This window comes from Dermacoccus sp. 147Ba (assembly GCF_004151355.1).
In the GTDB taxonomy this organism is placed as follows: domain Bacteria; phylum Actinomycetota; class Actinomycetes; order Actinomycetales; family Dermatophilaceae; genus Dermacoccus; species Dermacoccus abyssi.
This window is the reverse complement of the sequence record NZ_SEHL01000002.1, coordinates 315633-335915: the sequence shown is the minus strand read 5'-3', so window position 1 is coordinate 335915 and position 20283 is coordinate 315633. Positions and strand designations below refer to the sequence as shown.

The 20283-nt window shown below is 68.1% G+C and carries 20 protein-coding genes and 1 riboswitch; of the genes, 13 read left to right on the top strand and 7 right to left on the bottom strand.

What is annotated here, in order from left to right:
- Positions 1–3: 3 nt before the first annotated feature.
- The 8 genes from EVU97_RS03850 (at position 4) to gcvP (ending at position 7414) form a co-directional block, all read left to right on the top strand.
- Entirely contained in the window at positions 4–336 is a 333-nt protein-coding gene (locus tag EVU97_RS03850) for a small basic family protein (protein ID WP_047311606.1), read from the top strand.
- Positions 333–1217, top strand: coding sequence for a DUF881 domain-containing protein (locus tag EVU97_RS03845; protein ID WP_129663642.1), 885 nt, complete (start codon positions 333–335; stop codon positions 1215–1217). Before EVU97_RS03850 ends, EVU97_RS03845 begins: the two co-directional genes overlap by 4 nt.
- Positions 1218–1253: 36 nt before the next feature.
- Positions 1254–1643 carry a glycine cleavage system protein GcvH gene (gcvH, locus tag EVU97_RS03840; protein WP_047311607.1) on the top strand — a complete coding sequence of 130 codons (390 nt, stop codon included), beginning with the start codon at positions 1254–1256 and terminating at the stop codon, positions 1641–1643.
- Positions 1644–1775: 132 nt separating this feature from the next.
- On the top strand, positions 1776–2249 hold the full coding sequence (locus tag EVU97_RS03835; RefSeq protein ID WP_225910758.1) for an FHA domain-containing protein: 474 nt from the start codon (positions 1776–1778) through the stop codon (positions 2247–2249).
- 14 nt (positions 2250–2263) lie between these two features.
- Positions 2264–2944, top strand: coding sequence for a MerR family transcriptional regulator (locus EVU97_RS03830; protein ID WP_047311608.1), 681 nt, complete (start codon positions 2264–2266; stop codon positions 2942–2944).
- Between the two features lie 81 nt (positions 2945–3025).
- Positions 3026–3499, top strand: coding sequence for a bifunctional nuclease family protein (locus tag EVU97_RS03825; RefSeq protein ID WP_129663640.1), 474 nt, complete (start codon positions 3026–3028; stop codon positions 3497–3499).
- Between the two features lie 213 nt (positions 3500–3712).
- A complete protein-coding gene (locus EVU97_RS03820; protein WP_369798771.1) occupies positions 3713–4294 on the top strand; it encodes a MerR family transcriptional regulator in 582 nt (193 codons plus the stop codon).
- Between the two features lie 67 nt (positions 4295–4361).
- Positions 4362–4456: riboswitch (glycine riboswitch) on the top strand.
- A 90-nt stretch (positions 4457–4546) separates the two neighbouring features.
- Positions 4547–7414 carry an aminomethyl-transferring glycine dehydrogenase gene (gcvP, locus tag EVU97_RS03815; protein ID WP_129663638.1) on the top strand — a complete coding sequence of 956 codons (2868 nt, stop codon included), beginning with the start codon at positions 4547–4549 and terminating at the stop codon, positions 7412–7414.
- 99 nt (positions 7415–7513) lie between these two features.
- Here the strand turns inward: gcvP and EVU97_RS03810 are convergent, their stop codons facing one another.
- From EVU97_RS03810 to EVU97_RS03795, 4 genes are read right to left on the bottom strand one after another with little or no spacing between them, the layout of a single operon-like run.
- Positions 7514–8731: a pyridoxal phosphate-dependent aminotransferase gene (locus tag EVU97_RS03810; RefSeq protein ID WP_047311611.1), complete on the bottom strand. Its 1218-nt coding sequence runs from the start codon at positions 8729–8731 to the stop codon at positions 7514–7516.
- A gap of 26 nt (positions 8732–8757) precedes the next feature.
- Positions 8758–12033 carry an AAA family ATPase gene (locus EVU97_RS03805; protein ID WP_129663636.1) on the bottom strand — a complete coding sequence of 1092 codons (3276 nt, stop codon included), beginning with the start codon at positions 12031–12033 and terminating at the stop codon, positions 8758–8760.
- On the bottom strand, positions 12030–13220 hold the full coding sequence (locus EVU97_RS03800; RefSeq protein WP_129663634.1) for an exonuclease SbcCD subunit D: 1191 nt from the start codon (positions 13218–13220) through the stop codon (positions 12030–12032). Before EVU97_RS03800 ends, EVU97_RS03805 begins: the two co-directional genes overlap by 4 nt.
- A gap of 44 nt (positions 13221–13264) precedes the next feature.
- Positions 13265–13900 (bottom strand): histidine phosphatase family protein, encoded by a 636-nt coding sequence (locus EVU97_RS03795; RefSeq protein ID WP_047311614.1) that lies wholly within the window; start codon positions 13898–13900, stop codon positions 13265–13267.
- 28 nt (positions 13901–13928) lie between these two features.
- Between EVU97_RS03795 and EVU97_RS03790 the strand changes: the two genes are divergently transcribed.
- The 4 genes from EVU97_RS03790 to EVU97_RS03775 all read left to right on the top strand — a co-directional run bounded on the left by EVU97_RS03790 (position 13929) and on the right by EVU97_RS03775 (position 16108).
- Complete coding sequence (locus EVU97_RS03790) at positions 13929–14357, top strand: OsmC family protein (protein WP_129663632.1); 429 nt, start codon at positions 13929–13931, stop codon at positions 14355–14357.
- Between the two features lie 87 nt (positions 14358–14444).
- Positions 14445–14921: an SRPBCC domain-containing protein gene (locus tag EVU97_RS03785; protein ID WP_129663630.1), complete on the top strand. Its 477-nt coding sequence runs from the start codon at positions 14445–14447 to the stop codon at positions 14919–14921.
- Positions 14922–14924: 3 nt separating this feature from the next.
- A complete protein-coding gene (locus tag EVU97_RS03780) occupies positions 14925–15548 on the top strand; it encodes an L-threonylcarbamoyladenylate synthase (protein WP_047311617.1) in 624 nt (207 codons plus the stop codon).
- The gene (locus tag EVU97_RS03775; RefSeq protein ID WP_129663628.1) at positions 15545–16108 is read left to right on the top strand and encodes a nucleosidase; all 564 of its coding nucleotides are present in this window, start codon (positions 15545–15547) and stop codon (positions 16106–16108) included. Before EVU97_RS03780 ends, EVU97_RS03775 begins: the two co-directional genes overlap by 4 nt.
- A gap of 15 nt (positions 16109–16123) precedes the next feature.
- On the opposite strand, the gene EVU97_RS03770 is transcribed toward EVU97_RS03775, so the two are convergent.
- Together EVU97_RS03770 and EVU97_RS03765 are read right to left on the bottom strand one after the other, a co-directional pair.
- The gene (locus EVU97_RS03770; RefSeq protein WP_129663626.1) at positions 16124–17125 is read right to left on the bottom strand and encodes a M15 family metallopeptidase; all 1002 of its coding nucleotides are present in this window, start codon (positions 17123–17125) and stop codon (positions 16124–16126) included.
- Positions 17126–17192: 67 nt separating this feature from the next.
- Positions 17193–17984 carry a fructosamine kinase family protein gene (locus EVU97_RS03765; RefSeq protein ID WP_129663624.1) on the bottom strand — a complete coding sequence of 264 codons (792 nt, stop codon included), beginning with the start codon at positions 17982–17984 and terminating at the stop codon, positions 17193–17195.
- 32 nt (positions 17985–18016) lie between these two features.
- Here EVU97_RS03765 and fdhD point away from each other — a divergent pair, with 32 nt between their 5' ends.
- Positions 18017–18790 (top strand): formate dehydrogenase accessory sulfurtransferase FdhD, encoded by a 774-nt coding sequence (gene fdhD / locus EVU97_RS03760; protein WP_129663865.1) that lies wholly within the window; start codon positions 18017–18019, stop codon positions 18788–18790.
- A gap of 63 nt (positions 18791–18853) precedes the next feature.
- Here fdhD and EVU97_RS03755 read toward each other — a convergent pair whose 3' ends face one another.
- Positions 18854–20245: a cystathionine beta-synthase gene (locus EVU97_RS03755; protein WP_129663622.1), complete on the bottom strand. Its 1392-nt coding sequence runs from the start codon at positions 20243–20245 to the stop codon at positions 18854–18856.
- Between the last annotated feature and the right edge of the window lie 38 nt (positions 20246–20283).

Below are 20283 nucleotides of genomic sequence, written 5' to 3'. Positions count from 1 at the left end.
GACGTGATTCCTGCCATCGGCCTCGTGATCGGCCTCGTGCTCGGCCTGTGGCTGCACCCCGACGTTCCGTTGTGGATGCAGCCGTACCTGCCGATCGCCGTCATCGCCGCGCTCGATGCGCTGTTCGGCGGTATCCGTGCAGCCCTCGACGGATTGTTCGACGACAAGGTTTTCGTCGTCTCGTTCCTTTCGAACGTCGTCGTCGCCGCGTTCATCGTGTTCCTCGGCGACCAACTGGGTGTCGGTAACCAGCTGTCCACCGGCGTCGTAGTCGTGCTCGGCCTGCGCATCTTCACCAACGTCGCTTCGATCCGCCGACACGTGTTCAAGGCATGAGCAAGAAGCAGAAGAAGACGCCCGAGGCGCCAGACCTCGACGCACCGACCGAAATCGACCCCGCTGAGGCGTCGTCGGAGCCGGCCAAGGACGCGGCGTTGCCGGGGGAGAAGCACGTTCCTGAGGAAGGCGCCGAGACCTCCCCGTCGATCGCGACCTCGGCTGAGCAGTCCGACGCGACGCCCGATGACGGGCACGAGGCTCCCGCCCAACCCTGGCGACGCTACGCCTTCGGAGGTCCGCGTTCCCTCGCGGGCGGTCTGACGGCGGCGGTGCTCGCCCTGGGCCTCGGCTTCGCTGTCATGACGCAGGTGCAGCAGAACGAGAAGTCCGGCCTCGACAACCTCTCGCAGGCCGACCTCGTGGCGCTCCTGGGCAACGTCAACGACCAGTCCGCGCGCCTGGAGAAGGAACTCGACGACCTCACGACGAGCAAGGAACAGCTCGCTCGCGGCGGAGACCGGGCAGCCGTGGCCGACGCGCAGAAGCGTCTCGACCAACTCGCCATCCTCAACGGAACGGTGCAGGTCAAGGGCCCCGGCATCATCATCGAGGTCGATTCCGCCGGCGGCGACGTCACAGCGGCCAACATCCTCGACGCCGTCCAGGAGCTACGCGACGCCGGCGCCGAGTCCATCGATGTCGGTGGCAACCGCATCGTCGCGTCGTCCTGGTTCACCGACGTGGACGGCCGCCCGAGCGTCGAAGGCCGAAGCCTGCCGGAGAAGTTCACGATCAGCGCCATCGGCGATCCGCACACCATGAGCACCGCGATGGCCATTCCGGGCGGTGTGACCGATACGCTGACACAAGCAGGCGCTCGCGTTAAGGTCTCCGAGGAAACCTCGATGCAGATCACCTCGCTGCACCGAAGAGACTGACCAGACGCCTGCTCACCGACCGACTCGAGGAGAACCATGAGCGAGTTGCAGTACCCGGCCGACCTTCGTTACACCGAAGACCACGAGTGGGTCGCAGACAAGGGCGAGGGCGTCGTTCGCGTCGGCATCACGGCGTACGCCCAGGACGCCCTCGGCGACGTCGTGTACGTCAGCCTCCCGTCCGTCGGTGACTCCGTCACGGCGGGCGAATCCTGCGGCGAGGTCGAGTCGACGAAGTCCGTCAGCGACCTGTACTCGCCGCTCGACGGTGAGGTCGTCGCCGTCAACGACACGCTCGACGCCGAGCCCGGCACGGTCAACTCCGACCCGTACGGCTCCGGCTGGATGTTCGAGATCCGCCCCAGCGATGCCTCTGCGATCGACGGCCTCATGGACGCCGACGCCTACACCGGCTCGCTCGACTGACACGTCCTGTAAGTCTTCTCGTCACCCGGCGGTTCCTCGGTTCCGTCGGGTGACGGTAGTCTGACCACCACATCGAACGGCTCGCCCCGTGCGGACGAGCCGCTCACGACACGGCGCCGCAAGGCGCAGGGGATGGGGTACACCATGGCTGACGAGTACAACGGCTATTCCGGTGATGCCACGACGATCGGCGTGCCCGGCGAAGCTGGTTGGGAGCCGCGTGAGCTGTCGCACGAGGCACCCCGTGTGCTCTCGCCGGCCGACCAGGCGATGGTCGAGGCGCTGCGCCCGAACACCGCGCTGCTCATCGCGCTGAGCGGACCCAACTCCGGTGCGCGATTCCTGCTCGACGCAGACGAGGTCAGCGCTGGGCGTCACCCGAAGAGCGACATCTTCCTCGACGACATCACGGTCTCGCGCCGTCACGCCATCTTCGTTCGCTCCGGCAACGGCTACAGCGTGCAGGACATCGGATCGCTCAACGGCACCTACGTCGACCGCAAGCTCGTCGACAATCTGCCGCTAGTCACCGGCGCCGAGGTGATGATCGGCAAGTACCGACTCACGTACTACGCCGCCGCACACTCCGCACCCGAGCAGAGCTGAGGCGCTTCCGCTCCATGGCACAGCACGGCCTGACGATCAGCGCGGTTCTCAAGACCCTGCGCGAGGAGTTCCCCGACCTGTCGGTCTCGAAGGTTCGTTTCCTCGACGCCCAAGGTCTGGTCTCCCCGAAACGCTCCGACTCCGGGTATCGCCGCTACAGCGACGAGGACGTCGAGCGTCTGCGCTTCGTCCTGCGGGCCCAGCGCGATCGCTTCTGGCCCCTTAAGGTCATCCGTGAGGCGCTCGACGCCTACGACCGTGGCCTCACCCCGCAGGACGCCGACTTCGTCAGCGCCGTTCCCAGCGTTCCGACGCCGACGGCCGACCCCGACGTGCCTGATGTCGAGACGCTCGCCGCGGATGCGAACGAGACACTCTCGCTCACCCGCGAAGAACTTGCTCGTGGGGCCGGCGGCACGGACGCCCTCATCGCCGAGCTCGAAACGTTCGGTCTCGTGCGCCCCGGCGCGGACGGGCACTTCGACGGTGAGGCTCTCGCCGTGGCGACGGCTGCGGCCGCACTCGCCGAGTTCGGTGTTCAGGGCCGTCATCTGCGTCCTTTCCGCCTGGCGGCAGACCGCGAGATCGGTCTTGTCGAGCAGGTTCCACTGCGTGACGAGTCGCAGCGCGCCGTCATCGCTCAGCGCTGCCTCGCGTTGCACGTGGCCCTCGTGAAGGCCGGCCTGCGTCACTGACGTTGCAGGTGTCGCCGGTCGGTGGCACCCGAGGTGTTCCGCAGGTCGCTCCCGGTCGCGGCTGCGCGGTAGCGTGGACATGTGAAGCGCGCCGAAGTTTCCGGCATCCGAGTCGAGTTGCCGACGACCAGCCCCGTCCTCCTTCTGCGTATCGAAGGTGGAGTGACGCACGTACCCATCTGGATCGGCTCGCCCGAGGCCTCGATGATCGCGTTGTTCGCCGAAGGTGTTGATTCCCCGCGGCCCCTCACGCACGATCTCGTCCTCGACGTTGCGGGCGCGGCGGGCCGTTCGCTGGAACGTGTCGAGATCACGGCGCTACGCGACGACGTCTACGAGGCGAGCCTCGTGTTCGACGACGGTGGGCGCGTCGATTCCCGCGCCAGCGACGCCGTCGCTCTCGCGATGCGCGCTTCTGTGGACATCCTCGTCGCGGACGCCATCGTGGACGAAGTGGGCGTTCAGGTCGCCGACGAGCAGGAGGAAGAGGTCGAGAAGTTCCGCGAATTCCTTGACCACGTCAGCGCAGAGGACTTCGAAGAACCCGAAGAGTGAAGTGTTGGTTGACCCCCCGAATGATTCGATAGAACTAAGCGTTAAGTGAACCTTTAGTGTTTGTGATCGAGTCGTGATCCGCGCAATTTCGGGAAATTTATTCGGCGTGTCGTGCGCGCTGTCATTGATCGGACCCTGAATCGGCTCTACCTTTGAGGAGTCAAGAGGGCGCGGGTCAACGTGCTCACGCCTTGTTTCTTCCAGGAGGTCGCCGTGGTTTCCACCGGCAAAGCGCCCGAGTCTCACTCCGAGGCTCCCGCGCCGATCGACGCCGATGTCACGCGCGAGGTCGAGATCGACGACGCGATGCTCGGCTACCGCGGCCCGGCTGCCTGCCGCGCTGCCGGTGTGACATACCGCCAGCTCGACTACTGGGCCCGCACCGGCCTGCTCGAACCGTCGGTGCGCAACGTCAGCGGTTCCGGCCACCAGCGCCTGTACTCCTTCCGCGACGTCCTCGTCCTCAAGGTCATCAAGCGCCTGCTCGACGCCGGTGTCTCGCTCCAGCAGATCCGCGTCGCGGTGGCAGCACTGCGCGACCACGGCGTCAAGGAGCTCGCGGGCATCACGCTCATGTCCGACGGGGCGTCGGTCTACGAGTGCACGAGCGACGACCAGGTCATCGACCTTCTGCGCGGCGGCCAGGGCGTGTTCGGTATCGCACTCGGAAGCGTCTGGGCCGAGGTCGAAGGCACCCTTGCCGAACTCCCCGGTGAGCGTCCCGACGCCACCGAGATCGCCGTGCACCCGGGCGACGAACTGCGCAAGCGCCGCGCCGCGAAGCGCGCCGGCTGAACCGCTTCCACCAGCCTTCTCGTACCCGACACCGCAACGGCGGTGTCGGGTACTGTTGTGCTCGCTGTCGAATCCGGTGGGAGAGACTCCGGCCGCGAGCCGGGGCGCCGAAGGGGCAAGCCTCCCCGCAACCTCTCAGGCGAAGTGGACCATCGGGTGAAGCAACTCTGAAGCGCCGTCGTGCGTGACAGAGGGGGAGCAGCCGACCAGACCGTCGGCCGTCGCCCACCGACACGCGTCAGGGAGTCACCCATGACAAGCGATTCGTTCGCCCCCTTCGTCGCCCGCCACATCGGCCCGGGCGACTCCGACCTCGAGCACATGCTCTCCACGATCGGCGCGAGCGACGTCGCCGACCTCGTGGCCCGCGCCGTTCCTCAGGCCATCGCCCAGAAGGAGCCGCTCGCCCTCGAGGCCGCCGGTTCAGAGGCCGAGGTGCTCGCCGAGTTGCGTGAGAAGGCTTCCCGCAACCGCGTCCTGACGTCGATGATCGGCCTCGGCTACTACGGCACGCACACGCCGGGCGTCATTCGCCGCAACATTCTCGAGAACCCGGCCTGGTACACGGCCTACACGCCCTACCAGCCGGAGATCTCCCAGGGTCGCCTCGAGGCGCTGCTCAACTTCCAGACCGTCGTCACCGACCTCACGGGTCTCACGACGGCCGGTTCGTCGCTGCTCGACGAGGCCACCGCCGTCGCCGAGGCCATGACGCTCATGCGCCGTGCGAGCAAGTCGGCCAAGGACGCCGTGCTCGTCGTCGACGAGCAGGTCATGCCGCAGAGCATCGCCGTGACGCAGACGCGTGCCACGCCGCTCGGCATCGAGGTCGTCGTCGCCGACCTGCGCGACGTCAAGGACGCGGACGCGCTCGTCGAAGCTGCGGGTGGCAAGTCCGTCTTCGGTGTCATCGTGCAGTACCCGAGCGCCGACGGTCAGATCGTCGACTGGAAGGCGCTCACCGAGGCCGCCCACGAGCACGGTGCGCTCGTCACGGCTGCCGCTGACCTGCTCGCCCTGACGCTCATCGCGTCGCCCGGCTCGTGGGGTGCGGACGTCGCAGTGGGTACCTCGCAGCGTTTCGGTGTTCCGATGGGCTTCGGCGGCCCGCACGCCGGTTACATGTCGGTGCGCGCCGGTCTCGAGCGCAACATGCCGGGGCGCCTCGTCGGTGTCTCGCTCGACGCCGACGGCCACCAGGCCTACCGCCTCGCGTTGCAGACGCGTGAGCAGCACATCCGCCGTGAGAAGGCGACGTCGAACATCTGCACCGCGCAGGTGCTGCTCGCCGTCATGGCGTCGATGTACGCCGTCTATCACGGCCCGCAGGGGCTCGCGAAGATCGCCGAGGACGTTCACGCGAAGGCGCGTCTCGTCGCCGCTGCGCTGCCGAAGGCCGGCCTGGAGGTCGTCCACGACACCTTCTTCGACACGCTCGCCGTCCGCAGCGAGGGACGCGCGCAGGCGCTCGTCGACTCCGCGCTCGAGCACGACGTCAACGTCTGGAAGGCCGACGAGGACACCGTCCTGATCAGCCTCGACGAGACGACGACGCAGGGCGAGATCGACGCTCTCGGCGCCGCGTGGGGCTTCCGCACCCGCGAGGCGGGCGAGGCGTCGGCTCTGCCGAAGGCGCTCGTGCGTGAGGACGAGTACCTCACCCACCCCGTCTTCAACAGCCACCACAGCGAGACGGCCATGCTGCGTTACCTGCGTCGTCTGGCCGATCGCGACTACGCGCTCGACCGCGGCATGATTCCGCTCGGCTCGTGCACGATGAAGCTCAACGCCACGACGGAGATGGAATCCATCACGTGGCCCGAGTTCGCAAACCTCCACCCGTTCGCTCCGGCCAACCAGAACGAGGGCATCCGCGAGCTCATCACCGACCTCGAGCAGTGGCTGTGCGACATCACCGGCTACGACGACATCTCGCTGCAGCCGAACGCCGGCTCCCAGGGTGAGCTCGCCGGCCTTCTCGCCATCCACGCCTACCACCAGGCCAACGGCGAGGGGCACCGCAACATCTGCCTCATCCCCGCCTCGGCGCACGGCACCAACGCGGCGTCCGCCGTCATGGCCGGCCTCAAGGTGGTCGTCGTCAAGACGGCGGCCTCGGGTGAGGTCGACCTCGAGGACTTCAAGGGCGAGCTCAAGGAGCACGGCGAGAACCTCGCCGCGATCATGGTGACCTACCCCTCGACGCACGGGGTCTTCGAGGACACGATCAGCGAGATCTGCTCGCTCGTGCACGAGGCGGGCGGCCAGGTCTACGTCGACGGCGCCAACCTCAACGCGATGGTCGGCCTCGCCCAGCCGGGGCAGTTCGGTGGCGACGTCTCGCACCTCAACCTGCACAAGACGTTCTGCATCCCGCACGGGGGCGGTGGCCCCGGCGTCGGCCCGGTCGCGGTGCGCGAGCACCTCGCTCCGCACCTGCCGAACCACCCGCTGTTCGCGGAGGCTGGCCCGGCGACGGGCGTCGGTCCGATCTCAGCGGCGCCGTTCGGTTCGGCGAGCATCCTGCCGATCTCGTGGGCATACGTTCGCCTCATGGGTGGCGCGGGTCTGACGCGCGCGACGCAGTTCGCCGTCGTCAACGCCAACTACGTCGCCGCACGTCTGCGTGAGGCCTACCCGGTGCTCTACGCGGGCACCGACGGTCTCGTCGCGCACGAGTGCATTCTCGACCTGCGCGCCCTGACGAAGGAATCCGGCGTCACGGTCGACGACGTCGCGAAGCGCCTCATCGACTACGGCTTCCACGCCCCGACGATGAGCTTCCCCGTCGCGGGCACACTCATGGTCGAGCCGACGGAGTCGGAGTCGCTCGAGGAACTCGACCGCTTCGTCGAGGCGATGCTCGCCATCCGCGCCGAGATCCAGGACGTCATCGACGGCAAGGTCGCGGCCGAGGACTCGGCCCTGCGTCACGCACCGCACACCGCGCTGTCCCTGACGAGCGAATGGGACCACCCCTACGAACGTCGCGAGGCCGTCTACCCGGGCAGCACCGACCCGCGCGCTAAGTACTGGGCGCCGGTTCGTCGTATCGACGGTGCGTACGGTGACCGTAACCTCGTGTGCTCGTGCCCGCCGCCCGAGGCGTTCGAGGACTGATCCTCACCGTGTGACGGAGAACGAACGAAGCCCCATTGCCGAGAAGGCGATGGGGCTTCGTTCATGCTCCGGGGCCGAGGTTCGACCGGCACCGGGGCATCAGGAGCGGTAGTCCTCAAGGAAGTCCCCGATACGTCCGATGGCCTCTTCGAGCATGTCGACGTCGGGCAGCGTGACGAGCCGGAAGTGGTCTGGCTTGACCCAGTTGAACCCGGTTCCGTGCGTCACGAGGATCTTCTTCGCGCGCAACAGGTCGATGACGAAGTCCTGGTCGTTCTCGATGGGGTAGACCTCTGGGTCGAGCTTCGGGAACGTGTAGAGCGAGCCCATCGGTTTGACGCAGCTGACACCCGGGATGTCGTTGAGCATGCGCCACGCCAGCATCGACTGCTCGTAGAAGCGACCTTCCGGACCGATGAGCTCCTGAATCGACTGGTAGCCGCCGAGGGCAGTCTGGATGGCGTGCTGGGCAGGGACGTTGGCGCACATGCGCATGTTGGCGAGGAGGGTGAGCCCCTCGAGGAAATCGGCCGCGAGGTGCTTTGGGCCGGAGATCATGACCCAGCCGGCACGGTAACCGCACACCCGGTAGGCCTTGGACAGGCCGCTGAAGGTCAGGCACAGCACGTCGTCACCTGCGTAGGTGGCGGCGTGGTGGTGCACCGCGTCCTCGAAGAGGATCTTCTCGTAGATCTCGTCGGCCATGACGACGAGGTTGTGGCGGCGTGCGATGTCGACGAGGCCCTTGACGACGTCCTCGGAGTACACGGCGCCCGTGGGGTTGTTCGGGTTGATGATGACGATGGCGTGCGTGTTCTCGGTGATCTTGCTCTCGATGTCCGCAAGGTCCGGGTTCCACCCGTTCTCCTCGTCGCACAGGTAGTGCACGGCCTTGCCGCCGGTGAGCGTCACGGCACCCGTCCACAGGGGATAGTCGGGGGCAGGAACGAGGATCTCGTTACCGTCGTCGACGAAGGCCTGCAGCACCATGCTGATGAGCTCCGAGACGCCGTTGCCGATGAAGACGTCATCGACGAGCGTCTCGCGCAGGCCGCGGCTCTGGTAGTACTGCGCGACGGCGGTGCGCGCCGAGTAGATGCCGCGGCTGTCGCTGTAGCCCTGCGCGTGGTGCAGGTGGTGCTTCATGTCGGCCAGGATTGCCTCAGGTGCCTCGAAGCCGAACGGGGCGGTGTTGCCGATGTTCAGCTTGAGGATCTTGTGGCCCTCGGCCTCGAGGCGCTGGGCCTCTTCGAGGATCGGGCCGCGCACGTCGTAACGCACGTTCTGAAGCTTCTTGGACTGACGGATCGCACGCATGCGCCCAGCGTTTCACAGGGCGGCGCTCAGACCGCGCCTGACACGGCGAATCCGGACACGATCGGGTGAACCGTGGAACCCTCGGAGGTCTTGCGAACTTCGATCTGAGAGGGGATTCGGGCGCGCAGTTCGGTGACGTGGCTGACGACGCCGACGAGACGCCCACCTTCGCGCAGCCCGTCCAGTACCTCCATCACCTGCTCGAGCGTGTCCTGGTCGAGCGAGCCGAACCCTTCGTCGACGAAGAGGGTGTGCAGTTCCATGCCGCCGGAGTCGGCACGCACGGCGTCACCGAGCCCGAGCGCGAGGGCGAGGGAGGCCATGAAGGCCTCGCCGCCGGAGAGCGTGGCGGTGTCGCGGCTGCGGCCGGTCCAGGCATCGACAACGACCAGACCGAGTCCGCTGCGGGCGGTGCCCTTGGCCCGCTCGTCGGTGTACTTCAGCTGGTAGCGCCCGTCGGTCATGTGGTGCAGGCGCTCGTTCGCCATCGCCGTGACGGTCTCGAGATGGGCGGCGAGCACGTAGCTCGTGAGCCTCATGCGGTGAGTGTTCTCGCCGATACCGGAGAACGTGCTCGCGAGGTCGCTCATCTCCCGGGCTGCCTGAGCGACAGGGAGGTGCTCGCGCACGGCGTCGGCGATGCGGTCACGCATCGAGTCGAGGATCTCGTAGGCCCGCGCCCATCGGGACGCCTCGGTGGAGGATTCGTTCGCGCGGCGTGCGTAGATGTCGGCCCTCCGCCGCAGCCGCGCGGGATCGGGAGCGGGGGAGTGCGCCGCAGACACCACGGTGTCGTCGGCCAAGGTGGCGCCCGCGGCAGCGCGGACCTCGATGGCGTGTTGCCACGTGGCGCGCAGACTCGTCAGCTCGTCCTCGTCGAGGGCGACGGCGGAGGCCGCCTCGACGTCGTCGTAACCCTTGGCGACGAGTTCGTCGGACAGTTCGGCGTGGGCGCTCTCGCTCTGCGTGGCTGCGGTACGGAAGGTCGCGTCCGCGCGGGCGAAGGCGTCACGCGCGCGGTCGATCGCAGTCAGCTGTCGACGCGCGTCGTCGACCGACCGAGCGAGCTGCTGGACGCGGGTGCGCACGGCCTCCTCGTGCTCCTCGTCCGCGAGGTTCTGCGCAGCGTCATCGTCGCCGGTGGCCGTGGCAACCACGCTCGTGCCGTCGGTGGCACCTTCGGGCAGCGTGGTGCCGCGCAGCACGGGGGAGTTGTTGGAGTCGGTGTAGTCCGAAACGAACTGCAGGGTGGACGACTCGGCTTCCGCGAGGTGCTGGAGGGCAGCCGCCAGTGCTTCTTTCGCGCCATCGCGGCGTGCAACGGCGGCGGCAGCGTCCTTCTCCGCGGTTGCTATGCCTCGGTGGGCTCGCGTCTGCGCCGATCGGGCCTTCTCCAGCGTCGCGGCCGCTTCTTCCCGACGCTGGGCCCGATCGTTCAGGTCGCGCTCGGTCTGACGCAGCGCGCTGTCGTCATCGACGAGGTCGGCGGCAACGAGGGCTTCGGCTGGGTCATCGCTCCCCGCAGGGGATGTCTCCCCGTCCGGCACAGCGGCCACGACGTCGTCGAGGCGGGCTTGCAGGTGCGCGAGGTGGCTCGCCCAGGCCTGCTCGGCGCCGGCGAGTGTGGCTTCGGCACGGCGACGCTTCTCGTCAGCATCCCGGGCAGCCCGTTCCGCCGCCTCGATCGCCTGCGGGCCGGGTGCCTGCGGTGACGCAGTCGCAGGGTTCGGGTGTTCGCACGAGCCACACACGGGGCACGGGTTGCCGGGCGTGAGATCGGTGGCGATCTCGGCGGAGATACCGGCCAGCCGCGCCAGACGCAGGGCCACCGCGTCGTGCTCACGTTCGGTGAAGGTGGCCACTGCTGCGTCGCGCGCTTCGGTTGCTGTGGTCACGGCCCTGCTGTGTGCAGGGACTTCCTGAAGAATCCGACGCGCAGCGTGAACGGCGTTGAGGGCGCCTCGCACGTCAGGCAGCGAGCTGAGCGTCTCCTCCGCGACGACGACAGCTTCGTCGGCACGTTCGCCCTCCTCCTTCGCCGTCCCCACCGTCTCCCTCGTGGCGACGGCCTTCTGCTCGGCCGCTGACGCATGGCGCCGAGCGGCGGCGACGTCGTCGAGGGCGCGCAGGGCTCGCGGCAGGTGCAACTGCAGCGCCTGAAGCGCTTGTGACCGAGCCTTCAGCGCCTCGGCCGGGAGAACGGCGTCGGCATCGTGACGTTCGCCAGGCGCCTCGAGCCCGGTGATCTCCGCGAGTGCTCCGGCGGTCTCGATGCGCCGGGCACGTGCCTGCTCGAGTTGTTTGTCGGCGCGTCCACTGCGTTGCGCGAGGCGAAGCACGCCCGCCACGTGATCGGCGGCGTCCGCGTCATTCTTCATCTGGGTGACGGTTTCGGCGGGCCAGGAGTCGAGGTCGGTGCGCGCCCGCTCGTGGGCCTCACGCAGGGCCAGCAACGCGCCGGCGCGTTCGACGGCGCGTTCGGCCTGATTGGCTGCGGCCGCGGCCTCGGCCGCCCGCGTGCCCGCGTCGTCACGGCGCCCGCGCAGGGCGGCGAGGAGGGTCCGCAACACCTCGGGAAGGTCGGCAACGTTCTCGTCGGACCAGACGGCCGGTGGCAACTCGTCGTCGTCAAGACGCGTGAGCGTGTCGGTGACGACCGTCATGTGACCCCGGATGTGTTCGAGCGAGGCCTCACTCGCACGGAGGCGTTCGTTCTTCGTCTCAGCGAACCATCGCTCCACGGCGTCGAAGCGGGCGACGTCGAAGAGCCGCTCGAGCAGGGCCCGGCGGTCTTCGGGCTTGGCGCGCAGGAACTGGGCGAACTCGCCCTGGGGGAGCAGGACGACCTGGGCGAACTGCTCGAGACCCATGCCCAGCGTGTCGGTGACCATGTCGGCCGCCTCGTCGATACGGGACGAGACAAGGTGCCATTGGCCCTCCCGCCACTGCTCGAGCCTCACCGATGCGGGGCGCGTGGTGGTTCCCGAACCGCGGCGCTTCGGTGCGTCCCACGCGGGTGCCCGGCGTACGCGCCAGCGCTCGGGGCCGACGCTGAACTCGAGTTCGACCCAGGGCGCCGTCTCTGGCGCGGCGTGGTGGCTCCGCAGAGCGTTGCGCAGGCTGCGTCGACTGCCCGGAACGTCGCCGAACAGCGCGAACGCGACGGCATCGAGGAGCGAGCTCTTGCCCGAGCCGGTGGGGCCGTTGACGAGCAGGATGCCCTGGTCGAGTTCATCGAAGTCGACGTCCACACGGTCAGGGAAGGGCCCGAACGCCTCCAGGCGCAGGGTGTGAAGTCTCATCGCAGATCCTCGAGGGAGAACATCGAGCCGTCGTCTGCCATCGGTTCGTCACCGCGTCGCAGAGCCGCGCTGACGGCCTTGCCGATAGCGGTGCGCTCGGTGGCGTTGGGGCCGCGCCCGCCACGTACGTGGGCGAGGAAGTCGCAGCACAGCTCCACGTCGTCACGGCCCTTGAGTCGCTCGGCGTAGGTGATCGGCTGGGCCTCGGTGCGAGGCGTGTCGAAGATCAGGCGCAGGGTGTGGGGGAAACGCGCTCGCACGCGCTCCATGGCCGCCGCAGGCCGGATCTCGTCGGTGAGCGTGACCTGGCACCAGGCCGATTCGGCGTGTTCGAGCTTGGGATCGGCGAGCAGGTTGTCGAGTTCGCCGCGCAGGATGGCGAGCGAACGGTGGATCGGTGCCTCGATGAACTCGGCGGAGACCCTGCCGCGGGCGACGTCGACGAGCCACGTGCCCTTGGTGTGGGCCGCTTCGCTGAACGACATGGCGACCGGACTGCCGCTGTAGCGCACCGACTCGCTGAGGGTTTGCGCGCCGTGGAGGTGCCCGAGTGCCGCGTAGTCGAAGGCGTCGACGACGGAGCGGGGCGCGACGCCGAGACCGCCGACGCAGATGTCGCGTTCGGACTCACTCGTCGTGGCGCCTGCGAAGAAGGCGTGTGCCATGCCGACGACCGGCAGCCCGTCGTCAGGTAGCGCGGTGCGACCGCGCGTCACCGCCTCGGTGAGCACGGCCCGGTGCGTCGACTCTGTGTCGAACCTCCCCGCCGCAACGGACGGCTCGAGGTAGGGAAGCGCCACAACATGTCCTGCCGTGTCCTGGCTGCCCAACCGCGGTATCGCGATGGGGCGCGCGATGCCTTCGTAGGCGGCGCGGATGTGGAGCCCGGAGTGCTCCATGACGCGGGATCCGAACCCGAGGCGCGTGGCCGAGTCGTGGTTGCCGGAGGTCACGACGACGCGGCTCCCGGTGTCGAGCAGTCGCACGAGGGCGTCGTCGAGCAGTTCGACGGTGCGCGGGTTCGGCAGTGCCCGGTCGTAGATGTCACCGGAAACGACGACGGCGTCGACCTTCTCCGCGCGGGTCAGTTCGACGAGGTGGTCGAGGTAGCGCGCGTGCGCATCGCCGAGGCCTTCACCGTGGAAGGACCGGCCGAGATGCCAGTCGGAGGTGTGGAGGATGCGCATGGCTCACACCCTAGGAGCGACCACCGACAACCCGATCCCGCAGGTCATGCCGACGGCAGGTGCGTCGTGTTCCAGCTGAGGATCCCGGGCACGTCGTGGTGGTGATCGAGGGCGCATACCGCGCCGGCGTCGAGCATGAGCTGGGCGGCGAAGCGGGGCTCCTGCCGAAGGTAGACGGCTGCGAGGATGCGCAGGAGGTGGCCGTGGGCCACGAGGATGACATCGCCCCTCTCCAGCAACGGCATGACGCGGTTCAGGACGTGCGAGGCGCGGGCCGCGACGTCCTCGACCGTCTCACCCGGGGTCTCACCCGGCACGACGCCGTGGCTGAAGATCTCCCAGTCGTAGCCGACCTCGTCACGGATCTGCGGCGTGGACTTGCCTTCGTAGCCGCCGTAATCCCACTCGCGCAGGTCCTCGTCGATCTCGAGGTTCTTCAGGCCGATGAGTTCGGCGGTGCGCAGCGCCCGGGTCAGCGGTGAGACGAACTCGGCGACGAAGTGACGACCGGCGAGCGCCTGCCCCGCCGCGCGTGCAACGGCTTCGCCGGCCGGAAGCAGTGGGAGGTCGGTGGTGCCGGTGTGACGCCCGTCGCGCGACCATTCGGTTTCGCCGTGACGGACGAGGACGAGCTGGCCCTTGCCGGGCGGGGGACCTTGAGGAGCGGTGACGAGGGGCACCCGAAGAGCCTAGTGGCACCATGGCCCCATGACTTCTACCGATGCCCACCGCAGTGTTTCCCTCACCCGTACGAGCGCCGGTCGCTTCACCGCGACGAACGCGCGCGGCGGCACGCTCGACTTCGGTTCGGGCGAGGACGAGCAGTTCACGCCCGTCGAGCTCCTGCTCACGGCCATCGCCGGGTGCAGCGCGATCGACGTCGACATCTTCACCTCGCGCCGCAGCGAGCCCGAGCAGTTCGACGTCGTCGCCGAGGGCGACAAGCTGCGTGACGAGCAAGGCAACCACATGGGCCCGATCGACGTCACCTTCACCGTGCGCTTCCCGGAGGGTGAAGCGGGCGACGCTGCTCGCAAGGTGTACCCGGAGACGGTGGAGCTCTCGCACGAACGCCTGTGCACCGTGAGCCGTACGGTGCTCCTTCCGACCGAGGTTCGGATGCACGTCGAATCCTGACGACGAACGGGTGCGCCCAAACCCCCGACACACGGAGCCGCTGTGGTCAGATGGAGCGACCGTTGAGTGAGAAGGGGGCGACGTTTCGTGGATCCCATCCGGCTGACGTACGACGTCCCGGTGACGCAGTCGCTCGCCTTTGCTCTCTTCGTCGACGAGTTCTCCCGATGGTGGCCGCGTGAGTTCAGCCGTGACCCCCTGGCGTTCGAAAGCGCCTCACTGGGCGGTGTCGCAGGCGCCGATGTCACGTGGACGTCGTCCGATGGCGGGGTGGACGTGTGGGGACGAATCGAGGTGCTCCAACCCGGCGAGCAGGTCACGTGGTGGTGCTGGTGGCAGGGCGAACAGGATGCGCCGAGCCACGTGTCCGTGCGCTTCTCGGAGAACGACTGGGGGAGTCGGGTGCACTTCGAGCACGACGGATGGCGCGAGGCGAACGCGGCGTTCCGCGCGGCGTACGAGCAGTGGCCCCTGATCATGGCGGCGTACGTTCTGCACACCCGACGGCGGGGTTTCGACCAGGATCCACGCATCGACGGGGAGCAGCAGCGCGGCGTAGCGTGAGGCATGGCAACTTTCCTCGACATCCACCCCGAGAACCCGCAGCCGCGTCTCATCGCGCAGGTCGTGGACGCGTTGCGTGACGGCGCGCTCATCGCCTACCCGACGTCGTCGGGTTACGCGCTCGGTGCCACGCTCGGCAATGCCGAAGCGAAGGAGCGGATAATTCGGATCCGCAAGCTCGACGCGAAGCACGACTTCACTCTCGTGTGCCGTGACTTCGCGGAGATGGGGCAGCTCGTGCAGTTGAGCAACGCAGCGTTCCGCGCGGTGAAGGCGGCAACGCCCGGGCCGTACACGTTCATCCTGCCGGCGACGGGCGAGGTGCCGCGCAAGCTTGTCCACCCCAAGAAGAAGACCGTCGGCGTGCGTCTCGACACTCACCCGGTGGCGCGTGCCATCGTCGAGGCGTTGGGGGAGCCGTTGCTGTCGACGTCGCTCATCCTGCCCGATCAGGAAGAGCCGTTCACGTACGGCTGGGCGGTGAAGGAGGAACTCGATCACCTCGTCGACATCGTCATCGACGCGGAGTCGGTGGAGCCTCGTCCGACGACGGTGGTCGACTTCACCGAGGGTTACCCGGAGGTCGTTCGTGTGGGTTCCGGTGACACGGAGCGCTTCGAGGCATGAGCGAGCGTTTCCTCGTCATTGCCGCTGCCCGCAGCGAGACGCGCTATCTGCCCGACGATGTCGAGGTCGTCATCACCGGGCTCGGGAAGACGGCGGCGGCGATCGCCACGACGCGTGCTCTCGCGGAGCGCGGGGAAGCCGGTCGCGAGGGGCTCACCGTGGTCAACCTCGGCAGCTGCGGGGCGCTCCGGCCCGGTCTTCGCGGCGCCTTCGAGCCGGGCGTCGTGCTGAATCACGACATGAGTGCAGACGCCATCCGTGCGCTCGGCTACGACCCACGTGAGCGACTGACGACGGGTTTCGGCGACCCCAAGCTCGTCCTGGCCACCGGTGACCTGTTCGTCAGCGACCCTGCGGTGCGTGACGTGCTCGCCGAGCGCGCGTCGCTCGTCGACATGGAGGGGTACGCGGTCGTCATGGCGTGCCAGACCTTTGGGGTGCCGGTGCGCGTGGTCAAGCACGTCTCCGACGACGCCGACGAGTCGGCGCTCGACTGGGCGACGGCCGTCGACACCTCGGCCCGCGACCTCGCGCAGTGGTGGACGGCGAACCTCGCCTGAGGCTCGCCGTCTCTGTCAGCCGATGAAGTTGTAGTGCCAGAACTCGGCGTTCGGGCGGCCCTGGTCGAGCCACCACGAGCGGTCGAAGCCGAAACCTGCGCCGTTCGCGGTCAGCCACTTGTCAGCAGATGTACCGAAGGTGAAGGGCGATCCGGCACCGCTTCGGATGTCGACGGCCAGCCCCATGCCGTGGTTCGACGTACCCGGATAGGCAGCGCGAGGCGCGCCGTACTGGGCGTACCAGTGCTTCTGCCAGTACAGCGAGCGGTAGCCCTCTTCGACGGTGATGTGGTAGCCGAAGACCTTCGCGAACGCCGTGTCCATCCGGATGAACTGCATGGCCGCAACGCGCTCGAGGGACGATGCGGCGGCCGACGGTGCTCGTAGGTAGGCGGGCAACGCGCGGAGCCTTCCGCTCGGCACGCGGCCGTTGAAGGCACGGACGACCGGTGTGGTGGCGAGCAGCGCGGTCGTGATGTAGCGGCCGTCGTCCAGCCTCACCCAGTCGCTCGAGACGAGCTTGCCGGTGACCTTCGTGCGGGGCGCGATCGATGTTCTGCGCGCGGCGGAGAAGGACGCGGACGCGCGGGTGCTGACATAGAAGTCGCGGCTGATGACGTAACGCGTGAGGCGGGAGCCAACCGGGGGGAGCGAGAACGGGTCGGGTGAGGGGTAGGCGAAGGTCTGGGTGGCCGGGTTCGTCGTGGTCAGCCCCGAACCGGAGACGTACGTACCCGCCATTTTGCCGGTGGTGATCTTGAACCACGTCGTGTTGACGAAGTAGCCGGTGACCGGCACCGCCTCACCGAGACGGCCCACGGCGTTCTTGACCTGCATCGCCGGGTAGGCGTCGGTGTACGGCGGCTTCACCCAGCGCGTCACCGTGGTGGTTGCCGTGGCCGATCCGGCGGAGACACCCGCCACGAGCGGCGCGGCGAGTGCGCCAGTGAGTAACGTTCGTCGCGTCGTGCCGTGGCCCGATCCTGGCGTGTGAGTGAAGGCGTCGTGCTCGCACATGCTGTTCCCCTGCCCCGTGGTTGATATGCCAGCACTACGACGTGAGCGCAGTCACATCGGTTCCGTCTCAGACGCCGCAGAGTTCGGCACTTGCCCGTAGCGCATCAGTCGTGGGGGAGAGGTAGGCGCCACCGAAGAGATCAAGGTGCACGAGGTAGCCGAAGAGCTGGTGCAGGGGGATCTCCTGACGCCAACCGCTGCGCAGCGGCCGCGCCGCCTCGTAGCCCGCGACAATCTCCTCGACGTGCGGAGCGCCGAACATCATGAGCATCGCGAGGTCCGCCAACGGGTGGTGGCCGCACGCTGCCGGGTCGATGAGTACCACGCCGTTCGGTGACCACATGACGTTGCCGCTCCACAGGTCGCCGTGCACCCGTGCCGGCGTGACGGCGGAACGGCCGAACTCGGCTGCGCCGTTCTCCAGTGCCCTGCAGAGATCGTCGAGGAGGCGAGTGTCCCGCCCGGGAAGGTCGACGCGCTCCGCCAGGGGGTGCAGGCGGGCACGTGAGTAGAAGGTGCCGAAGTCGTCGTACACGTCCGCGGGTAGCGAGATCGGCTGATCGAGCGGACCGAAATAGTAGTGACCCGCGCCCGGCGGAAGGGCGCCGAAGCCGGGGGCTCCGGCGGCGTGCGTCGCGGCAAGCGCCTTGCCGAAGGCGTGAGCCGCTTCGGCGTTTGGGGAGGCCGACTCGACATGAGCCAAGGTGAGCGAGCGCGAATCGACGTGGAGCACCTCGACGACGTCCGCTCCGCCACTCGCCGTTGCCTCACCGAGCCACCGCAACCCGGCGGCCTCCGTTTCGAAAAAGCCCTCAGGCGCCGAAGTGCGTTCCTTCACATGGGTTCTCGCGTCAGCCATGTTCGCGACTGTACGCTTCCCGGGTGTCGCAGATGACAGCCCGTCGCCGCGTCCACCGCGTCAACGCCGGTGGCATGACCGGACGCGCCGACGACCTCGTCGTCGAGGCGCCCCTCGAACTCCACCTCGGTGACACGACACTCGCCGTGCTCATGCGAACCCCGGGGCACGACACGGAACTTGCCGCCGGCTGGCTTCTCGTCGAATCCGGCGTCGAAGCTCCGGCCGACGTCACGCAGCTGCGCGGGTGCTGGAAGAACGACGTCGATGTCATCGAGATCGCGCTCGCGCCGCACACGACACCACCGCGCCCCCGATCCTTCGTCACCGGCGCGGCCTGCGGCGTCTGTAGTGCCGACCAATTGACGCTCGGCGCCGTCGGGCCGCGCTCGGCTCAGGTGCTCGACGTCGACGTCGCACGCGACCTGCCCGACACCCTCCGCGAACAGCAAAGGGCGTTCGAACGCACGGGAGGTCTCCACGCCGCCGGGCTCGCCACCTACGACGGGCGGATCGACGTCGTGCGCGAGGACGTCGGCCGTCATAACGCCGTCGACAAGGTGCTCGGCCGAGCCCTTATGGACGGGCTTCTCCCTGCGCGCGACCGTCTGCTCGTCGTGTCGGGACGTGTGTCCTTCGAGATCGTGCAGAAGGCCGTTGCCGCGGGCGTGAGCGGCATCGTCGCGGTGTCGGCGCCGTCGTCGATGGCCGTTGATCTCTGCGAGGAGTACGGGCTCGTGCTCGTCGGCATGATGCGCCGCGACCACTTCAACGTGTACGCCGGTGCCGATCGCGTGCGCGCCTGAAGCGCCCGACATGATGAAGGCCCCGCAGCGTCGACTGCGGGGCCTTCGTCACATCGCAGGGACCTACTTGGCGAGGGCCTCGAGCAGGTCGAAGCGCGTCAGGACGCCGACGGGACGGCCACCTTCGACGACTAGGAGAGCGTCCTCCTCCTGCAGTGCCTCACGGGCGGCCGAGAGCGGTTCGCCCCGGCCCACGAGGGGCAGACCTTCGCTGAGGTGATCGGCGACGGAGTCGGCCAACTGCGCCTTACCGGCGAAGAGCAGATCCATGAGCGTGCGCTCGCTGACGGCGCCGCGGACCTCGCCGAGCATGAGCGGCGGCTCGGCAGCCACGACGGGCAGCTGGCTCACGCCGTACTCGCGCATGATGTCGATCGCGTCGCGGATCGTCTCGGTGGGGTGCGTGTGCACAAGGTCGGGGAGGTCGCCCGACTTCTGGCGCAGCACCTCGCCCACGGTCTTATCGTCGCCGCCGGTGACGAAGCCGTACGAGTTCATCCACTCGTCGCTGAAGATCTTCGACATGTAACCGCGGCCCGAGTCGGGCAGCAGGACGACGACGACGGCGTCGGCCGGCAGGTCCTTCGCCACACGCAGAGCACCGACGACGGCCATGCCGCTCGAGCCACCGACGAGAAGACCTTCCTTCTCGGCGAGAGCTCGCGTCATCGTGAAGGCGTCCTGGTCGTTGATGGCGATGACGTCGTCGGGAACCGACGGGTCGTACGCGCCCGGCCACATGTCCTCGCCGACACCTTCGACGAGGTACGGGCGTCCGCTGCCGCCCGAGTAAATCGATCCCTCGGGGTCGGCACCGATGATGCGGACGCGCCCACCTTCGCTCTCCGGACGGTCGGCGCTGATCTCCTTGAGGTAGCGACCCGTGCCGGTGATCGTGCCGCCGGTACCCGCGCCGGCGACGAAGTGCGTCACCTTGCCCTCGGTGTCACGCCAGATCTCCGGGCCCGTGCTCTCGTAGTGCGACTGCGGGCCGAACTCGTTGAAGAACTGGTTCGGCTTCCACGCGCCCGGCGTCTCCTCGACGATGCGGTCGGAGACCGAGTAGTACGAATCCGGGTGATCGGGAGCCACCGACGTGGGCGTCACGACCACCTCGGCGCCGTACGCACGCAGAACGTCCATCTTGTCCTTGGCCACCTTGTCGGGGCAGACGAAGATGCAGCGGTAGCCCTTGCGCTGAGCGACGAGCGCGAGGCCGACACCGGTGTTGCCGGACGTCGGCTCGACGATGGTGCCACCGGGCTTGAGCTCGCCCGAGGCCTCTGCGGCCTCGATCATCTTGAGGGCGATGCGGTCCTTGACCGAGCCTCCGGGGTTGAAGTACTCGACCTTCGCGAGGACGGTGCATTCGACGCCCGCCTCACGTGCTACCGGGCCGAGCTTGACGAGCGGGGTGTTGCCCACAAGGTCGGCGACGTTCTCTGCGAATTTCATGAGGCCATCGTTTCACGCCGTGGACACGCCTGGCGTGC